We start from the raw sequence: 19,446 nt of genomic DNA, 5'->3' as shown, positions 1-19,446 counted from the left end.
GAAACGCGTAAGCATATTCGTTTGTTTGCCATTGAAATTAGGTCGTTTGAGAGGAAAAAAGTTCATTGACATATTGAGAAACAAAGAATACGAGAAAACTACAGTTATAGAAGTTTACTTTTATAACGAGGTAAATTAATTAAATTAATAGAATAATATTGTGATTAAGGTCACGAGAAATTCGAGCATAAGCAAGAAGCATACAAGCTAGATAAGGGCGTATGGGGAATGCCTAGGCTCTCAGAGGCGAAGAAGGACGTGATAAGCTGCGAAAAGCTGCGGGGATTGGCACATACAAGTTGATCCGCAGATATCCGAATGGGGCAACCCACTTAACTGAAGGTTAAGTATCCGCAAGGAGGCAAACCCGGAGAACTGAAACATCTAAGTACCCGGAGGAAGAGAAAACAATAGTGATTGCGCTAGTAGCGGCGAGCGAACGCGCATTAGCCCAAACCATAAGGTTTACGGACCTTATGGGGTTGTAGGACCACAACATTTGTTGCAAACAGAATTAGAACAAGTTGGAAAGCTTGGCCATAGACGGTGACAGCCCGGTATAGGTAAAGAATGTAACGATAGTGGTATCCTGAGTAGTGCGGGGCACGAGAAACCCTGTATGAATCCGGCGGGACCATCCGCCAAGGCTAAATACTCCTGAGAGACCGATAGTGAACCAGTACCGTGAGGGAAAGGTGAAAAGAACCCTGAACAAGGGAGTGAAATAGATCCTGAAACCATACGCTTACAAGCGGTCGGAGCCCTTTAGGGGGTGACGGCGTGCCTTTTGCATAATGAGCCTACGAGTTACCGTTTCCAGCAAGGTTAAGCAGTTCAGCTGTGGAGCCGTAGCGAAAGCGAGTCTTAATAGGGCGATTTAAGTTGGTAATGGTAGACGCGAAACCGTGTGATCTACCCTTGGGCAGGTTGAAGCTGTGGTAACACATAGTGGAGGACCGAACCCGTTGACGTTGAAAAGTCTTGGGATGACCTGAGGGTAGGGGTGAAAGGCCAATCAAACTCGGAAATAGCTCGTACTCCCCGAAATGCATTTAGGTGCAGCGGTATAATAGTTTTATAGAGGTAGAGCTACTGATTGGATGCGGGGGCTTCACCGCCTACCAATTCCTGACAAACTCCGAATGCTATAAAATGTTTTATATCAGTGAGGGCATGGGTGCTAAGGTCCGTGTCCGAGAGGGAAAGAACCCAGACCATCAGCTAAGGTCCCAAAATATATGTTAAGTTGAAGAAACGCGGTTGGACTGCCCAGACAGCTAGGATGTTGGCTTGGAAGCAGCCATTCATTTAAAGAGTGCGTAACAGCTCACTAGTCGAGCGGTCCGGCATGGATAATAATCGGGCATAAACATATTACCGAAGCTATGGATTTCATATTTAGATATGGAGTGGTAGGGGAGCATTGTAACAGAGATGAAGGTGTACTGCGAGGTATGCTGGATTGGTTACAAAAGAAAATGTAGGCATAAGTAACGATAATGCAGGCGAGAAACCTGCACACCGAAAGACTAAGGTTTCCCCAGCTATGCTAATCAGCTGGGGGTTAGTCGGGACCTAAGGCGAACCCGAAAGGGGTAGTCGATGGACAACAGATTAATATTTCTGTACTTGCCCCACGTTAAAGCGGACGGAGGCGAAAAGTTAGTGCGCACTGACGGAATAGTGCGTTGAAGGATGTGGTAACACTCCGATAGTACACAAAGGCTTCGGCTGGCGTGATAATCTAGCAAATCGACTTCCAAGAAAAGCGAGTGGCGGCAACCCGTACCGTAAACCGACACAGGTAGTTGGGATGAGAATTCTAAGGTGCTCGAGAGATTCATGGCTAAGGAACTAGGCAAAATAGGCCCGTAACTTCGGGAGAAGGGTCGCCCCGCTTCGGCGGGGCCGCAGTGAAGAGGTCCAGGCGACTGTTTATCAAAAACACAGGGCTCTGCTAAATCGAAAGATGATGTATAGGGCCTGACACCTGCCCGGTGCTGGAAGGTTAAGAGGAGATGTTAGCTTCGGCGAAGCATTGAATTGAAGCCCCAGTAAACGGCGGCCGTAACTATAACGGTCCTAAGGTAGCGAAATTCCTTGTCGGGTAAGTTCCGACCTGCACGAATGGTGCAACGATCTGGACACTGTCTCAGCCATGAGCTCGGTGAAATTGTAGTATCGGTGAAGATGCCGATTACCCGCTACGGGACGAAAAGACCCCGTGCACCTTTACTATAGCTTAGTATTGACTTTGGACAAGTGATGTGTAGGATAGGTGGGAGACTTTGAAGCGCCGTCGCCAGGCGGTGTGGAGTCATTGTTGAAATACCACCCTTTACTTGTTCGGAGCCTAACCTCATTAGATGAGGGACAGTGCTTGGTGGGTAGTTTGACTGGGGTGGTCGCCTCCAAAAGAGTAACGGAGGCTTCTAAAGGTTCCCTCAGCACGCTTGGTAACCGTGCGTAGAGTGCAATGGCAAAAGGGAGCTTGACTGAGAGACATACAGGTCGATCAGGTACGAAAGTAGAGCATAGTGATCCGGTGACACCGCATGGAAGGGTCATCGCTCAAAGGATAAAAGGTACGCCGGGGATAACAGGCTGATCTCCCCCAAGAGCTCACATCGACGGGGGGGTTTGGCACCTCGATGTCGGCTCGTCACATCCTGGGGCTGGAGAAGGTCCCAAGGGTTGGGCTGTTCGCCCATTAAAGTGGCACGCGAGCTGGGTTCAGAACGTCGTGAGACAGTTCGGTCTCTATCTGTAGTGGGCGTTAGAAATTTGAGTGGACCTGATCCTAGTACGAGAGGACCGGATTGGACCAACCTCTGGTGCACCAGTTGTTCCGCCAGGAGCATTGCTGGGTAGCTACGTTGGGAAGGGATAAGCGCTGAAAGCATATAAGCGCGAAACCCACCACAAGATGAGATTTCTTTAAAGGACCGTGGGAGACGACCACGTTGATAGGCCATAGGTGTAAAGGCAGCAATGTCATAGCCGAGTGGTACTAATAATCCGTAAAGCTTGATGCGATTCCCACGCCTTGCAAAAGGTGTGGGGACTTGAATGCTATTACCAAAGTCTTTCTTTATTCTTTGTTTCTTAAATATGTCAACTTATTAGAGTAGGCAGTTGTAAGTAAAAGAGTGGGTAGTAACAATACTGCGAACTTATAGACTGTAAACTGTTTACTAAAGACTTAAGGTGGTTATGGCAACGGGGCTCACCTCTTCCCATTCCGAACAGAGAAGTTAAGCCCGTTAGCGCAGATGGTACTGCTATTTGTGGGAGAGTATGTCACCGCCTTTTTTTAGAAGACCCTTACATTAACTTGTAAGGGTCTTTTTTTTGTCCTAAAATGAAATATCATAACTCCCAAAAGGTGTGTTTCTATGTATCTGCCCGATGCGGACAGAGAAATTAGCCCGCTAGTGTCCCGAATCTGCCGGAGTACTGCTATTTTGGACTGTTCTAAGGGGAGCCAAAGGAGTGAAACGAAGATGGAATAGCGTTTAGCGTTAGAGTTTATTCAGCCGAAATTGGGATGGGTAATAAGCCTGGAAATTTAGACTAAAATTAGAATTCTGTTCAACTTTACTCGACTAAGAAATATGAAGAGCAAGTAACCAGATATTGTAATAATTCAGAAAAATAGTTGAATAAGAAATAGGAGAAGACTGTTTTTCAGTTTCAAAAAAATACTATTTTCAGCAGAAAATTATCAGATAAAATTAATCGAAAACCGCCTTTACTACGGTTATTATTCCTTTAAACATTAGAAGAATTGCAGCAATTATAGCTACTATTCCCCCAATAAGAACTGGAATATAAAAAGGATGATGCTGGTTATTAAAAGCGGTGAATAGTACAGAAGGACCTATTAAGGTTAGGGGTAATGCAAAAGCGAGGTACTTAATTCCTTTTCCTAATATTTCTTTGTTGGTATGTTTCATCTTGATTTCTTACTGCACAATATATGTAGTAGAATCGACTTCTGAAAGTCTAAAGTATCCAAAAGGATAATTTTCTGGATTCGTTTGGTTTACTACATTTCCTTTAACTGTTGCGGGTTGGGACTGAAACGGGCCACCTCCGTTGTTGCCACCCTGGGAGCGAAGTATGTATAAATAATTATAGAAAGGCTCCGAAATTCCTTCCATAGTAATATAGATTTCATTGGTGGCAGCTAAATCTTCGTTAGAATAATTAGATGATATCTGGTTACCATCGGTAAATTCATCTTCATAGATCTCTAATGAGAATTTGGAAGTAGATATATTACTAAAACTAAAGAGGTAGAAATTGTCTTCTCCTGCAGGATCTGTAAAAAACACTTCAACTTCAAGATCTTCACGGGTAAATCCCCCTTCGCTATTCTGCTCAATATAATCTATACCTGCTACTGGAATAAAAGTGGACGTAGCCGTGTAAATTTGGTTATTATAGTTTATTTCCAGGGTATAATTTTTATCAAATTCTGGTTTAAAATTTGAATTTATATAAATACCATTTTCCTGATGTGTAAAAATAAATTCTTCGCCGCTACCGGTTTCAATAATAACCTCGGCATCAGTTACCGGTTCAATTCCTTCTTCATAAAAACCTATAGTTTCTGAAAGTTTAATTTGCTGATTATTGCCTGATGTACCTAAGTGCCAAAGAATAGAAGCATCTATAACTAACCTTGGTTCACTTTCTTCCAGATCCAGGTCTATTACTTCTTCGCATGATGTGAACGAAAAAAGAATGACGAACAATAATGTAATGTATAAATTTTTCATCTTAAAAATTGAAATTATAGGTTACAGAAGGGATAATTCCGAACAGGCTTAACTTAGCCGATTCGTTTCTTCCAGTATCTTCATTCTCTCTAAAACTAATAGAATTAGCATTTTTCCGGTTGTAAACATTGTAAATTCCAAAATTCCATGAAGATTGAAAACCTTGTTTTTTATTAGGTTTGGGAATATATGTGGCCGAAAGATCTAACCTATGGTAGGCTGGTAATCTATTGCTGTTTCTATCTCCATAAACCGGAACGTTTATGCCGTTAAAATTATATTGTCCTGTGGGATAGGTGACCGGTAAACCGGTTTGGAAAGCAAAATTAGCACTAAAATCCCATCTTTTATTGTAATCATAAGTTCCCGTAAGACTTATATCGTGTGTTTTATCATAATTAGTAGCGTACCATTTTCCATTATTAATACCGCTTTCAGCTGGAGTTCTTCCTGGAGTTTGTTGTTCAGATCTTGATAAGGTATAGGCTACCCAACCGGTAAACCGTCCTTCATTTTTCTTAGCCAAAAGTTCTAGACCATAGGCCCTGGACCTACCATTTAAGATTATAGTTTCAATATTGTTATTGGCGATAAGATTTGCTCCATTTACATAATCTATTCGGTTTTGTATATCCTTATAGAAAACTTCAGTCTCTAAACTATATTTTCCTTGATTAAAATTTCGAAAATACCCCACTGCATATTGATCCAGAATTTGAGGTTTAATGAAAGGTCCGCTGGGTGCCCAAACATCGAGGGGAGTAGGAGAGTTGGTGTTCGAAATTAAATGAAGATATTGTGCCATTCTATTATAACTGGCTTTAACCGACTGATTTTCGCTGAAATTATAAGCCAATGCTATCCTGGGCTCAAAGTTGGAATAGGTTTTTATAACTTCAGACTTTGAATAGGAATTCTCATTTATGGGTTCAGCCTCTTCATAAATATCAAGAGCGTTATTGTAAATAATAGGGTTGTTATTAGCATATTGATTTAAACTTTCCTGCCCCAATCTTAGAAAATTACTGAATCTTAGTCCATATTCAGCAGTAAGTTTATCTGAAATATTATGTTCTACAGAAAAGTAGGCAGCATTTTCAAGCGCATATTTATTGGTAAGTTTAAAGAAATTAATTCCAGAATTTTCATCTATTGGAGCAATTTCTCCAGGATTAAATTCGTGGTAAGTGCTGTGAAGACCGTATTCTAATTGAAAAGTATCGTTTAAATAATGGTTAAAATCATATTTTAGATTTAGATTTTTGATACCGCTATCCCAGTTAAAGCCTACAAAATTAAGGGTTAATCCGTAGTAATAATCGCTATATATAAGTGATAAATTGGTAAAAATATCATCTGAAACTACGTGATTCCATCTAAGGTTAAATACTGAATTTCCGTAGGTGTTCAGGAAATTCTGGTTGATATCAAAAACATCACGCCCAAAATACCCTGAAAAAAGTAATTTATTGTCATCGTTTAATCTATAGGTTAATTTGGTATTGAGATCATAGAAGTAAGCAGAGTTTGGATTATCGGCCAATTTCAGAAATAAGTGTGCATAAGAACTTCGGCCGGCTATTAGAAAAGAGCCCTTATCTTTTACAATAGGTCCTTCAGCCAGTAATCTACTTGAAATCACCCCAATTCCGCCTTGTGCTTTAAACTCTTTACTGTTACCGTCACGTTGATAAATATCCAGGACCGATGAGACCCTTCCTCCATACTTGGCAGGAATTCCACCTTTATACAATTTTAAATCTTTTACAGCATCGGGATTAAAAACCGAAAAGAATCCAAAAAGGTGGGATGAATTAAAAATAGTTGCTTCATCTAATAAAATAAGGTTTTGGTCTACCGCACCACCCCGCACATTAAACCCAGAGGCACCTTCTCCCGCATTGGAAACTCCTGGTAAAAGCTGTAGTGATTTCACGATATCTACCTCCCCAAATACCACAGGTAATTTTTGAATAGTATTCATTGAAAGTTTACTAACGCTCATTTCTGGGCTCTTAATATTGAGACCTTCATTATTAGATTTTATAACTACTTCCTCTAAATTTTCAGAACCTTCAGTAAGTTCGGTATTAAAGGTGGTATCTTTTGTAATTGTAATGGTCTGGCTTATAGTTTGGAAACCCAGATAAGAAATTTCAACCGTATAGGTGCCTTCAGGTAATTTTATAGAATAAAAACCATATTCATTGGTGACTACACCTTTTTGTTCCTCCGGAATTATAACATTTACTCCTATTAAAGTTTCATTACTTGCTGAATTGGATATGGTACCTTTAAGTGTATAAATTTCCTGAGCATTAATTCCCATTGAAGTACATAGGAAAAATAGCAAAAGCGGAAAGTAAAATGATATCTTCAATTTTTTTAGGTAAAGATAGTGTAGAAACCAAGCAAATTAAAAGTTTACAGAAATAATTAAGATTTGTTTAAAAACATTAAACAAAAATTTCAAATAAAAAAGCCGGAAAATAATTTCCGGCTTTAAAAATCAATTAAAATTATAACTAATTTATCCTAGAATTTCATTCAATAATTTGCTTGGTCTCATTGCTTTAGAAGTAAGATCTTCGTCTGGCATATAATAGCCTCCAATAGATACGGGAGATCCTTGAGCATCAATTAACTCTTTATTAATTTGCTCTTCATTTTCCTGTAATTTAGAAGCAACATTCTTGAAATGTTCTTTTAACTCGGCATCTTTATCTTGCGCAGCCAGTGCTTGTGCCCAATATAATGCCAGGTAAAAATGGCTGCCACGGTTATCCAGTTCGTTAACTTTTCTAGATGGCGATTTGCTGTTTTCCAAAAATTTATTGGTTGCTTCGTCTAAAGCTTCAGAAAGAATAAGCGCTTTTTTATTTTCATATTTTTCACCTAAATGCTCCAGAGAAGCGGCAAGAGCAAGAAATTCTCCAAGGGAATCCCAACGCAAGTGACCTTCTTCAAGAAACTGTTGCACGTGCTTTGGAGCAGATCCACCGGCACCGGTTTCAAATAATCCTCCACCATTCATTAAAGGAACAATAGAGAGCATTTTTGCACTGGTTCCTACTTCTAAAATCGGGAAAAGATCGGTTAAATAATCTCTTAACACATTTCCTGTAACCGAGATCGTGTCTTTCCCTGCTTTCACTCTTTCTAAAGTGTATTTGGTAGCTTCAGCAACCGACATTATTTTGATATCTACACCTTCGGTATCGTGATTTGGTAGATATTGGTTTACTTTTTTGATTAATTCTGCATCGTGTGCGCGGTTTTTATCTAACCAGAAAATTGTCGGCCAACCGGTAGCTTTTGCTCGGTTTACCGCTAACTTAACCCAGTCCTGAACCGGTGCATCTTTCACCTGGCACATTCTCCAAATATCTCCTTCTTCAACTTCGTGCTCTGTCAAAGTTTTTCCACTTTTATCAATTATCTTAACAGTTCCAGCAGCAGGAATTTCAAAAGTCTTATCGTGGGAACCATATTCTTCAGCCTTTTGAGCCATAAGACCTACGTTTGGAACAGTTCCCATAGTGGTAGGATCAAAAGCGCCGTGTTTTTGGCAGAAATCAATAGTTTCCTGGTAAAGAGGGGCATAACTACTATCTGGAATTACCGCTTTGGTATCCTGGGTTTTGTTATTTTTATTCCACATTTGCCCAGAAGTTCTAATCATTGCCGGCATTGATGCATCAATAATCACATCACTTGGTACATGAAGGTTGGTAATTCCTTTATCAGAATTTACCATCGCTAAATCTGGTCCCTGTTCAAGATCAGCTTTTATTTTAGATTCAATTTCTGCTTTTTTATCGGCAGGTAGTTTTTCAATTGCATTCAATATATCTCCTAATCCACTGTTTGGATCTCCTCCTGCATTTTTAAGCTCTTCTCCATATTCGTTGAAAACATCTTCAAAAAATACTCGCACAGCGTGGCCAAAAATAATGGGGTCAGAAACCTTCATCATTGTGGCTTTCATATGTAGTGAAAACAACACTCCTTTTTCTTTAGCATCTTTTACCTGCTCTCTAAGAAATTGTAAAAGCGCTTTCTTACTCATTAGGGTGGCATCTATAACTTCCCCTTTAAGTAGGTGTAAATTATCTTTGAGTACTTTTTTATCTCCACTTTTAGAAGTAAACTGAATTTTCACATCGGTTTCTTCAGTAAGGGTTAAAGATTTTTCATTGGCTTTAAAATCCCCACCATTCATAGTGGCGACATGAGATTTGGAATCTGAGCTCCATTCTCCCATAGAATGCGGATGTTTTTTAGCGAAATTTTTGATAGCTTTTGGAGCGCGTCTATCTGAATTTCCTTCACGAAGAACCGGATTTACTGCGCTTCCTTTTACTTTATCGTAAGTAGCCTGAATTTTCTTCTCATCTTCGTTCGCCGGCTCATCGGGATAATCGGGTAATTTATAACCCTTTTCCTGCAGTTCTTTAATAGCAGTTTTTAGCTGCGGAATAGAAGCACTAATATTTGGTAATTTAATGATATTCGCCTCAGGTTTCTTAGCTAAAGCCCCAAGTTCGGCTAAGTCATCGCTTACTTTTTGATCGTCTGAAAGGTATTGAGGGAATTGAGATAAAATTCTCCCCGCCAGTGAGATATCCTTAGTTTCCATACCTACGTTTGCCGCTTGGGTATACGACTTTACAATAGGATAAAAAGAATAAGTAGCTAAAGCCGGGGCTTCATCTGTTTTGGTATAAATGATCTTTCCAATCTGTGTCATTTTGTAATTTTTATAGCTGATTAATTTTGAAATGTCTAAACTCAATGAACGCCCAATTTTCATCGGGCGTTCGAGCTCTGCGCAATATAATATTTTTCAAGCTTTTATCATAGCTGAAGCAGCATTAAAGCCTGTTAATTATTACAAAAAAGACATGAAAAAAGCCACTTCATCTTAATAACTAAAATGAAATGGCTTCTACTGAAATAATACGTTCTCACTGAATTTTCGAAATTCTTTAAGGGAAAAATCCCGGTGTGCATTATTTCAATGATTCAAAAATTAAAACTTCGAGAAGCTATATTTCTGAATCTAAGGGGTTTTTATCTTTCAAACTATTTTTGACCTGGCAAAACATAAGCGTTATATAGAAGATAAAAACCATATGTAAAGATTTTTAGGCTTTACCCGGAATTTTAATTTAATAAGAAATCCTTTTGTCATTCTTTATTAACTAATTCCTATATTAAATATACAACCAAAAATAAGTTTTTGCAATAAATTTAACATTTTGTTAGGCAGGGATTTATAGCCTGATTTCTTTGCTTTTTAGGTATTAAAAAGCCCCGATTTACGGGGCTTTCAATGTCTTTGAATTTTAACCTGTTTATTCGGTTACAGCACGGTAAGCATTTATTCTTCCTTTTCCAAAGAATAAGCTTTGGCCGTTTCCATCAACCTTATCAGCTGTCTTTTCAATTTGTTTTGCAACTTCTTGTGGACTCATGTTACCGCCATTTTTAGCGATAATCAAAGCAGCAACACCTGAAACATGTGGTGCAGCCATACTTGTACCTGCGCTCCAGAATAATGACCCATTATTACCGGTACTAAGAATCATATCTTCAAGAGCAACATCATAATCCCCACCAGGAGCAGCAACATCTATTAAAGATTTTCCATGAGTTGTATAACTTGCAGGAATATCAAAATTAGTATAATCTGCAGTCCAATCGTAACCATCGGGAGCCGTTGCAGATACAGTTACCACATTATTAAGTCCTCCCGGCAGTTTAATGTATGCTGAATTTCCATCATAATTTACTCCATCATTACCGGCAGAAGCTATAATTGTACTTCCTTTTTTATATGCGTAATCTATAGCTTTCTGCTGGGCATTTACAATTTCCATAACGTACTTAGCAGGTATTTTATAAGGAACATCATTGGCATCAATTAATTTTCCATTTTTATTTAGGGTAGCACCTAAGCTCATATTGATAACGTCTGCAGAGTTTTGGCCTGCATAAACAATACCGGCATTAATAGAACTGAAGGCGCCACTTCCTGTAATTTCTGAAAGAACTTTAACTGCGACAAGTTCGGCATGTGGTGCAACACCAATAAGACCCAATCCATTTTGAGCAGCAGCAATGGTTCCTGCTACATGAGATCCGTGATTATCAAAAGGAGTGCTCTCTAAAACATTCCAGTCTTCTCCGGGTACAAATGAAGCTGAGAGCGAAGTATTTAAATTTGGCGCCAGTTCTGCGTGCTCGGCATCTATACCAGAGTCAAGAACAAATACACTTGCACCGCTACCTGTAAAACCAGCATTCCACGCTTCTGGAGCGTCAATGGCCTCTAATCCCCAAAGGTAATCGTAGAAATAATAAGGTTCTGTACTTCCAATACTAGGTGTGGCTTCAGGAAGATTGGCTTCTACGCCTTTAGATGTAGGTATCCAGGCTATTTCATAATCAGGAACCACAGAGCTAACGTTCTTCTTTTTCATGGTGTTCTCAATGAAATTTACATCTTTTGAACTTACAACAGAAATTCCAATTTCAGGTATAGAACTTACGATCTCACCACCGCTTGTTTTAAGATCACTTTCTACACTCTTCGTTAAATCGGAAGATTCAGAAATTACCATATAATTTTTAAATGGAGGCTCTTCCAAATCTGCAGCAATATTTTCATCACTTTCACTTAAATTTTCTTCTTTTTCACATGAGCTAAATACAGCTCCAAATAAGAAAACGCATACAAGCATTTTCCATAATTTGATTGTTGTTTTTTTCATAAAATATGTTTTAGTTTTTCAAGACCATAAATTACAAGAATAACAACAATTAAGAAGAATTTAATATCATAAATTTATAATATGTGGCATATGGACTAAAAAAATCACGATAAATACTAAAAAATTTACTGAAATATTAATGATAGGATCTTAAGTATTTTGGCTTACTTAAAAAATAACTCATAAAAAAAGCCCCGAATTTTCGGGGCTTTCTATAAGTTTAATAAGATGTGTCTTATCTTTTAGCTTCCTTAATACGGGCTTTTTTCCCGGTAAGTTCTCTAAAGTAATAAATACGAGCTCTTCTTACTTTTCCTCGTTTGTTCAATTCAATTTTTTGAATTGCAGGAAGGTTTAAAGGAAAAATTCTTTCTACTCCAACAGTACCACTCATTTTTCTAATGGTGAAAGTCTGCGAAGCACCGCTACCTCTTTTCTGAATTACTACCCCTTTAAAAAACTGGGTACGGGTTTTTTGACCCTCTTTAATTTCGTAATACACAGTAATGGTATCACCTGCAGAAAATTCAGGTAAATCTTTTCTTTCAACGAATTCGTCTTGTACGTACTTAATTAACGATTCCATAATTTCTTATTTAATGTAAAATCTAAAACAACATTCACGGACCTCGCCAGAGGTTATTTTAGAACGAGTGCAAAAGTATTAATTTTAATTTATAATGCAACTTAGAAATTGCAATTATTTTTCTGTTTCATCCAAAAGATCAGGCCTTAAGCGTTTGGTTCGTTCCCAGGCTTTTTCTTCCCGCCAGGTTTCAATCTTCGGAAAATTACCAGAGGTTAATATTTCCGGAACTTTCCATCCTTTATATTCCGCAGGTCTTGTGTAAACCGGGGGAGCGAGCAGGTTATCCTGAAAAGAATCGGTTAAAGCTGAAGTCTCATTGCCTAAAACACCGGGAATTAACCTGATGATCGCATCACAAACCACAGCAGCACCCAGTTCTCCGCCAGAAAGCACATAATCGCCGATAGAAATTTCTTTGGTGATAAAGTGATCGCGTACTCTTTGATCTACACCTTTATAATGCCCGCAAAGGATTATAAGATTTTCCTTAAGCGAAAGTGTATTGGCGGTTTTTTGATTAAAACGATCGCCATCGGGACTCATATAGATTACTTCGTCATAATCCCGCTGACTCTTAAGATTTGAGATGCACTTATCTATTGGTTCTACCATCATCACCATCCCGGCGCCACCGCCAAATTGATAATCATCAATTTGTTTGTAATTATCGGTCACATAATCTCTTAAATTATGCAGGTGAATTTCTACGTGACCGTTTTCTATTGCTCTCTTTAAAATAGAAGCATCAAAAGGACTTTTAAGCAAATCTGGAACTACGGTAATTATATCTATGCGCATATTTTCTTATAAAATGCAAAGATGCTAATTAAAATTTAAGCTGAAGAAAAATTATTCTTTGGCTTTGTTCTTCTCATCCTGAAGCATACGGCCTAAACGTTGTTCTTTTTCCAGGGCTTTAGCGCGGTAAGCGTCAAACTCTTTTTCGGTTTCGTTTAACCTATGTCTTGCTTCTTTAGTAGTAGCATTAGAGTTTTTAAACTTATAGATGAAAAAAAGTAGCGCCAGGATAAGAATACCAACTATTCCCCACATTAAAGCCATATAGCTTCCTTTGCTAAAAGGCATTCCGAGAAATTTTATGGCATCTTTTTCTTCGTTTACACGCTGAAGATCTTCCTGGGTTTCGGCTAATTGATTTTCAAGATTTTCGATTTCTTCATTTTGACTGGAAATAGTACTTTGCTCTTCCTGAAGCTCGTTCTTTAATTCCTGAACGTGGCGTTTTGTGTTGTCCCGTAATTCAATTAAAGCATCATAATCTACTACTTTGTATCCCTGGTAGTTGTTTGAAGATTCAATAAGATTGTCAAATTCATCTTCAATAAAGTTAGAGGTAGCCAATGAATCCTGAGCAGATAAAAAACTGACTGAAAATATTAAAAGTAAACTTGAAAAAATAATGTTACGCATCATTTGGGGTTTTTCTGGTTGGAATTTATATGCTTGAACGCCTTCTTTTTTTACTTATTGTAAAAGACTTCGCTAATTTGAAGCCAATTTTTATAAATTCCTTTAAATTAATAATTTGAGCGCGCAAATGTAAAGTATTTCGAATAAAAAACCCACCAAATTTAGGCGGGTTTTCCGGTATTTTATCTTATTCTAAAATATTAATAATAAGTGAACCTTCTCACTTTCGCAATATACTTTGCCAGCCTTATTAACTGGTGACTGTAACCGTATTCGTTATCATACCAGATATAAAGGATCACATTTTTACCATCTGCCGAAACTATGGTCGCCTTACTATCATAAATTGCCGGAGCGTTAGATCCAACAATGTCTGATGATACCAGTTCATTATCCAAAGAGTATTTAATTTGTTCTACCAGTTCACCTTCCAGCGCATATTTCTTTAAAATATTATTTACGCCGTCTATATTGGTTTCGGCTTCCACCTCAAGATTTAAAATAGCCAGGGAACCATTGGGAACAGGAACCCTAATTGCATTTGAAGTAAGTTTTCCTTGAAAAACAGGTAAGGCCTTCGCAACAGCTTTCCCGGCGCCGGTTTCGGTAATAACCATATTAAGGGCAGCAGCACGACCTCGGCGATATTTGCTGTGCATATTATCTACCAGGTTCTGGTCGTTGGTGTAGGCGTGAATAGTTTCTAAATGCCCGTGTACCACGCCCAAAGTATCCTGAACGGCTTTTAAAACCGGGGTGATTGCGTTGGTAGTACAGGAAGCTGCTGAAAAAATCGAAATTTTATCAGGATTATGTTCTTTATGATTTACCCCGTGAACAATATTGGGAATGCCTTTCCCTGGTGCAGAAAGTAAAACCTTTGCCGCTCCTTTTGCTTTTAAATGTCTGCTTAAAGCTTCTTTGTCTCTAAACGCACCGGTGTTGTCTATAATTAAAGCTTTATTTATTCCGAATTTCGTATAATCGATATCCTCAGGTTTGTCTGCGGAAATCACTTTTACCGTGGTGCCGTTGATAATAAGAGCGCTGTTCTTTTCATCTATACTAACGGTTCCTGAAAAATCGCCGTGAACTGAATCATTTTTTAATAAAGAAGCACGTTTTTCTAATACATTTTTGTCTATCGCACCGCGAGTTACAATTGCCCGCAAACGCAACTGACTTCCCTTACCGGTTCGTGCCATAAGTTCCCTGGCTACCAAACGGCCGATACGACCAAAGCCATAAAGCACAACATCTTTAGGTACAACTTTATCATATTTTTTGGCATCTTTCAGTTTATCTGAAATAAAAGCCATAGCGTTTAAATGTCCCTGGTCTTCTAAATGATATTCGTAGGTTAATTTCCCAATATCCAGTTTTGCAGGTGGCAGATCCATATCCTGGATTGCTTTTGCAATTTCTACGGTATCAAAAATAGAAATAGGTTTTTCTACAAATTCTCCCGCATATTCGTGAAGATTTAGAATATCGCTAACATTCCGGTTAAGCAGCTGATTTCTGAAAATTACGAGTTCTATGGATTTATCATACCAAAGATCGCTTATAATGTTAATAAATTGTACGGTCGCTTTGCGCCGGTTTGCCTGAAAAGAAAGTTCTTTTTCGTAAACTTTGTTGAAGCTCATGTGTGGTTTGAGTTGTTTTAATAATGGCGCAAAAGTATATATTTCAAACGTTTTCGTAAAGAATTTTTTTGCATAAAAAAACCCCCTTGTGGTAAGGGAGTTTTTAAGATTATATTCTAGGACTTCTATCGCCACACCATGCGTTGCTTTTCGCCATTTCTATCAACTATGGTAATCACAATATCTTCTGCTAGATTTTTATTTCTAAAGATTCGTTCAACATCACTTACGCTGGATACATTTTTATTATCTATAGCGGTAATAATAGTTCCCACCAATTCTTCAGCAGGTAATCTAGGAGAAAGGGTGCGGTGAATTCTAACCCCGTTTTCAACATTTAATGCCTGCAATTCTTGCTGGCTGGCATTAGAAACCTCAATCTTTATAGGCTCTATAGTGTAAGTTTCAAACTTAGTTAGGGTTACTTTAGCTTCTCTTTGCTTTCCATCTCTAAGAAATATTACATCAATTTCATCGTTTGGGCGCTTGGAATTAATATAACCCGTTAAATCAGAGAATTTATTAATAGCAACATTGTCTAATTTTCTAATAATATCGCCTCGTTCAAGACCGGCTTTTTCAGCACCACTACCTTCAGTAACCTCGGCAACCATAACTCCCTGCGTAGTTTCGAGTCCAAATTCTTCTACAGCCCTGGGATTAATGCTGCCGCCTCTAATACCTAAAATTCCTTTTTGTACATCCCCATACTCCATAATATCTTCAACAATCTTACGGGTATTATTAGAAGGTACGGCAAATGCGTAACCTATATAACTTCCTGTTTGGGAAGTAATAGCCGTGTTAATTCCCACCAGTTCGCCATTAATATTCACTAAAGCACCACCACTGTTTCCTGGGTTAATTGCTGCATCAGTCTGAATAAAAGATTGTGAAGTAGCATCGTAGGTGTTTAAATCTCTTGCTGTAGCACTAATAATTCCTGCGGTTACTGTAGATTTCAGGTTAAAAGGATTCCCAACTGCCAACACCCATTCTCCAAGTTTTACGTTGTTAGAATCGCCAAATGGAATATAATCTAAACCTTCGGCATCAATTTTTAATAGCGCGATATCTGATGTTTCATCGGCACCTACAATTCCTGCAGTGTAGGTTTTATTATTGTTCAAGGTAACTTCAACCTCATTTGCTTCTCTAATCACGTGATTGTTGGTTACAATATAACCATCGGGGGAAATAATAACTCCCGAGCCGGCACCCTGAAGTGCTTTCCCACCACTGTGATTCCCTTGAATTAGGTCTCTCATAGTACGCGGACCTTTAAAAACAGCCACGTTTTTTACGTGTACAACTCCGTTAACCGTATTTTCCGCAGCTTCAGTAAAATCTGCATTTGTGCCGTAGATATCTCCGGAATAGTTTGCAGGAATTAATTCAGCACTGGTATTGGAAACCGGGGGTAAACCTGCCGGAATTTCTTCTTCGAAAAACATTTTATAGCTTCCTAGAGTCAGTGCGCCTCCAAGGATGGAAACGAGAAGTAGTTTAGATAAATCTTTCATTTTCAATGTTGTTTTTTATATAATTCAACTTTAAAATTATAATATTAGTATTTTCAGTTTTTAACTTTAACGGCCATTTAACACCCCAAAAAATCGTGTATTTTATAGTATCTTTGTAGCCCTTAAAATTTAATCAATGAAAATTCCATTTTATAAATATCAGGGCACCGGAAATGATTTTGTGATGATTGACAACCGTCGACAACTATTATCCAAAAACAATACCAAAATAATTAAGAAGCTTTGCGACCGTAAATTTGGTATTGGTGGCGACGGACTGATACTTTTAGAAAATCCAGAGATAGATGGCGACGATTTTAAAATGGTCTATTTCAATGCCGATGGTAATGAAAGCAGTATGTGCGGCAATGGGGGGCGCTGCCTGGTCGCCTTTGCGAAATTCCTGGAAATTATAGAAAACGAAGCAACTTTTACCGCGATAGATGGTTCGCATAAAGCGACTATTAAAGATCACCAGATAAGTTTACAAATGCAAAATCTTTCAGAAATAAAACAGCTTGGGAACAGTGCTTTTCTTGATACTGGTTCTCCACATCACGTAATTTTTACTAAGAATGTATCTAACCTTGATGTGAAAAAAGAAGGTGCTGTAATTAGATATTCAAATGAGTATGTGGCTAATGGCGGTACCAATGTCAATTTTGTAGATATGCAGGAAGATAATACCTTTTTGGTTAGAACTTACGAAAGAGGAGTGGAAGACGAAACGCTTTCCTGCGGCACCGGCGTTACTGCAGTTGCCCTGGCGGCCCACGCTTCTGGAAAAGCAACTGCTAATACAGTAAAACTTATTGTTCCCGGAGGGGAATTATCGGTTTCTTTTAAAAAGGAAAATGAAATCTATACCGATGTTTGGTTAACCGGCCCTGCAGAACAGGTTTTTAAAGGAGAAATAGTATGCCAGGCTTAAAAGGAAATAAGGTTTATTTACGAGCCCTGGAGCCCGAAGATCTCGATTTTGTCCATACCGTGGAGAATACCGAAGAATTTTGGGAAGTAAGTGCTACCCAATCTCCTTATTCCCGCTTTCTTATTAAACAATACCTGGAAAACGCACACCGCGATATTTACGATATTAAACAATTACGACTGGTAATTTGTGATCTTCAGGATAATGAAGTAGGGCTGATAGATATTTTTGACTTCGAGCCAAAAGACCGAAGGGCGGCTTTGGGAATTTTAATAGCCGAACCTTCTGAACGCGGAAAAGGATATGGCGCAGAAGCCCTAAAATTGCTTTGTAATTACTGTTTTACACACCTTAGCATGCACCAGGTTTACGCAAATATTACCGAAGGAAATGAAACTAGCGTAAAAATGTTTGAGAACCTGGGTTTCCAAAGGGTAGGCGTAAAAAAAGACTGGACCTATTCTGAAGGACGGTTTAAAGATGAAATTCTCTATCAATTGATCAATAAATAATGTACATCAAAAAAATTCTACTGGCTATTGCCATTCTTGGGCTAATAGGCCTTTCTATTTTCAGCTATTATATTTATACCAGTATTTTTTCAGGAAACACTAGTTTTTCAGAAGATGAAAAGTTGGTTTACGTACCCACTGGAGCCGATTATCAAACCGTAATAGACAGCCTTCAACCTTATGTTGAAGATATGGAGTCTTTTGATCTTATAGCTAGAAAAAAAGGCTATGCTTCCAATATTAGGGCTGGGAGATATGCTATAAAGACCGGGATGAATAATAATGAATTAGTGAATGCTTTGCGTAGCGGAAATGTGCCGGTGAAACTAACCTTTAATAACCAGGAACGCCTGGAGAATCTCGCAGGAAGGGTTGCCCAGCAAATAGAAGCCGACAGTACCGCTTTAATTGAAGTTTTTAAGGATGAAGAGTTTTTAACCGAAAATGATTTTACTGAAGCCGAAGCTTTAGCGATGTATATTCCCAATCAATATGAATTTTACTGGAATACCTCTGCTGAAGAATTTAGAGAACGAATGAAGCGTGAATACAATCGTTTCTGGACTGAAGAAAAAAGGCAAAAAGCCGAAGAAATAGGCTTAAATCCTAAAGAAGTTTCAACTTTAGCCTCGGTAGTTCATAAAGAGACCGCGAAGGTAGATGAACGCCCAAAAGTAGCCGGGGTTTATATGAACCGCTATAAAAACGGCTGGAAATTAGATGCAGATCCCACGGTAATTTATGCGCTTAAACATAAAACTCAAAAGTGGGATACCATTATAAAAAGGGTGCTTTACAAAGATCTGGAACTCGATTCACCTTATAACACTTATATCTATAAAGAATTACCTCCTGGCCCTATTTTTATGCCCGATATTTCAGCAATTAATGCCGTGCTTAATTATGAAAATCACGATTACTTCTATTTCGTAGCCGATGTTGAAAATTTTGGATACCATAAATTCGCGAAGAATTTAGCGCAGCATAATCGAAATAAGCAGGAATATGTGCGTTGGATTAACAAGCAAGGCGTAAAAAGATAAGAATAATTTTAGTTCAACATTATTAAGAAAACGCTAACGCCTTTATCTATGCTTTCTTAGAGCCGTGTTAAGCCTTCTATCAACTTTATAATTTACTTAACACGTTGTACATCAGATTTTTAAAATTTGTTGTACATTTGCACGGCAAAATTGAAAGGGGCATAAGCTTATTTTTTAAGCCCAGCCATTAACCTTTCAGAAACAAAAT

13 protein-coding genes and 2 rRNA genes are annotated in these 19,446 nt (G+C 38.4%); 5 read left to right on the top strand and 10 right to left on the bottom strand.

The window, feature by feature from the left end:
• The first annotated feature begins 199 nt into the window (after positions 1-199).
• Positions 200-3,035 (top strand): 23S ribosomal RNA (locus B5488_RS07145).
• A gap of 168 nt (positions 3,036-3,203) precedes the next feature.
• Positions 3,204-3,312, top strand: a 5S ribosomal RNA gene (gene rrf, locus B5488_RS07140).
• Between the two features lie 422 nt (positions 3,313-3,734).
• On the opposite strand, the gene B5488_RS07135 is transcribed toward rrf, so the two are convergent.
• From B5488_RS07135 to B5488_RS07090, 10 genes are all read right to left on the bottom strand, one after another.
• Entirely contained in the window at positions 3,735-3,956 is a 222-nt protein-coding gene (locus tag B5488_RS07135) for a DUF6095 family protein (RefSeq protein WP_079734643.1), read from the bottom strand.
• A 9-nt stretch (positions 3,957-3,965) separates the two neighbouring features.
• A complete protein-coding gene (locus B5488_RS07130) occupies positions 3,966-4,784 on the bottom strand; it encodes a DUF4249 domain-containing protein (RefSeq protein WP_079734642.1) in 819 nt (272 codons plus the stop codon).
• 1 nt (position 4,785) lies between these two features.
• Complete coding sequence (locus B5488_RS07125) at positions 4,786-7,113, bottom strand: TonB-dependent receptor (RefSeq protein WP_079734641.1); 2,328 nt, start codon at positions 7,111-7,113, stop codon at positions 4,786-4,788.
• A gap of 201 nt (positions 7,114-7,314) precedes the next feature.
• A complete protein-coding gene (locus B5488_RS07120; RefSeq protein WP_079736550.1) occupies positions 7,315-9,534 on the bottom strand; it encodes an NADP-dependent isocitrate dehydrogenase in 2,220 nt (739 codons plus the stop codon).
• A 607-nt stretch (positions 9,535-10,141) separates the two neighbouring features.
• Entirely contained in the window at positions 10,142-11,560 is a 1,419-nt protein-coding gene (locus B5488_RS07115) for a S8 family peptidase (protein WP_079734640.1), read from the bottom strand.
• Between the two features lie 235 nt (positions 11,561-11,795).
• A complete protein-coding gene (gene rplS, locus B5488_RS07110; RefSeq protein WP_037319936.1) occupies positions 11,796-12,146 on the bottom strand; it encodes a 50S ribosomal protein L19 in 351 nt (116 codons plus the stop codon).
• A 114-nt stretch (positions 12,147-12,260) separates the two neighbouring features.
• Entirely contained in the window at positions 12,261-12,947 is a 687-nt protein-coding gene (trmD, locus tag B5488_RS07105; protein WP_079734639.1) for a tRNA (guanosine(37)-N1)-methyltransferase TrmD, read from the bottom strand.
• A 51-nt stretch (positions 12,948-12,998) separates the two neighbouring features.
• Entirely contained in the window at positions 12,999-13,583 is a 585-nt protein-coding gene (locus B5488_RS07100; protein WP_231919815.1) for a hypothetical protein, read from the bottom strand.
• Positions 13,584-13,780: 197 nt separating this feature from the next.
• Entirely contained in the window at positions 13,781-15,229 is a 1,449-nt protein-coding gene (locus B5488_RS07095) for a glyceraldehyde-3-phosphate dehydrogenase (protein WP_079734637.1), read from the bottom strand.
• A 125-nt stretch (positions 15,230-15,354) separates the two neighbouring features.
• Positions 15,355-16,752: a trypsin-like peptidase domain-containing protein gene (locus tag B5488_RS07090; protein WP_079734636.1), complete on the bottom strand. Its 1,398-nt coding sequence runs from the start codon at positions 16,750-16,752 to the stop codon at positions 15,355-15,357.
• Between the two features lie 136 nt (positions 16,753-16,888).
• Here B5488_RS07090 and dapF point away from each other — a divergent pair, with 136 nt between their 5' ends.
• The 3 genes from dapF to mltG are packed head-to-tail and all read left to right on the top strand — an operon-like array spanning position 16,889 to position 19,238.
• Entirely contained in the window at positions 16,889-17,683 is a 795-nt protein-coding gene (gene dapF / locus B5488_RS07085) for a diaminopimelate epimerase (protein WP_079734635.1), read from the top strand.
• Positions 17,671-18,195, top strand: a complete 525-nt coding sequence (locus B5488_RS07080) for a GNAT family N-acetyltransferase (RefSeq protein ID WP_079734633.1) — start codon at positions 17,671-17,673, stop codon at positions 18,193-18,195. Before dapF ends, B5488_RS07080 begins: the two co-directional genes overlap by 13 nt.
• Positions 18,195-19,238, top strand: coding sequence for an endolytic transglycosylase MltG (gene mltG, locus B5488_RS07075; RefSeq protein WP_079734632.1), 1,044 nt, complete (start codon positions 18,195-18,197; stop codon positions 19,236-19,238). Before B5488_RS07080 ends, mltG begins: the two co-directional genes overlap by 1 nt.
• Positions 19,239-19,446: the final 208 nt, after the last annotated feature.

The sequence above is a fragment of the Salegentibacter salegens genome (assembly GCF_900142975.1).
In the GTDB taxonomy this organism is placed as follows: domain Bacteria; phylum Bacteroidota; class Bacteroidia; order Flavobacteriales; family Flavobacteriaceae; genus Salegentibacter; species Salegentibacter salegens.
Note: the sequence above shows the minus strand (reverse complement) of the source record. Positions and strands in the feature narration are given on the sequence as shown.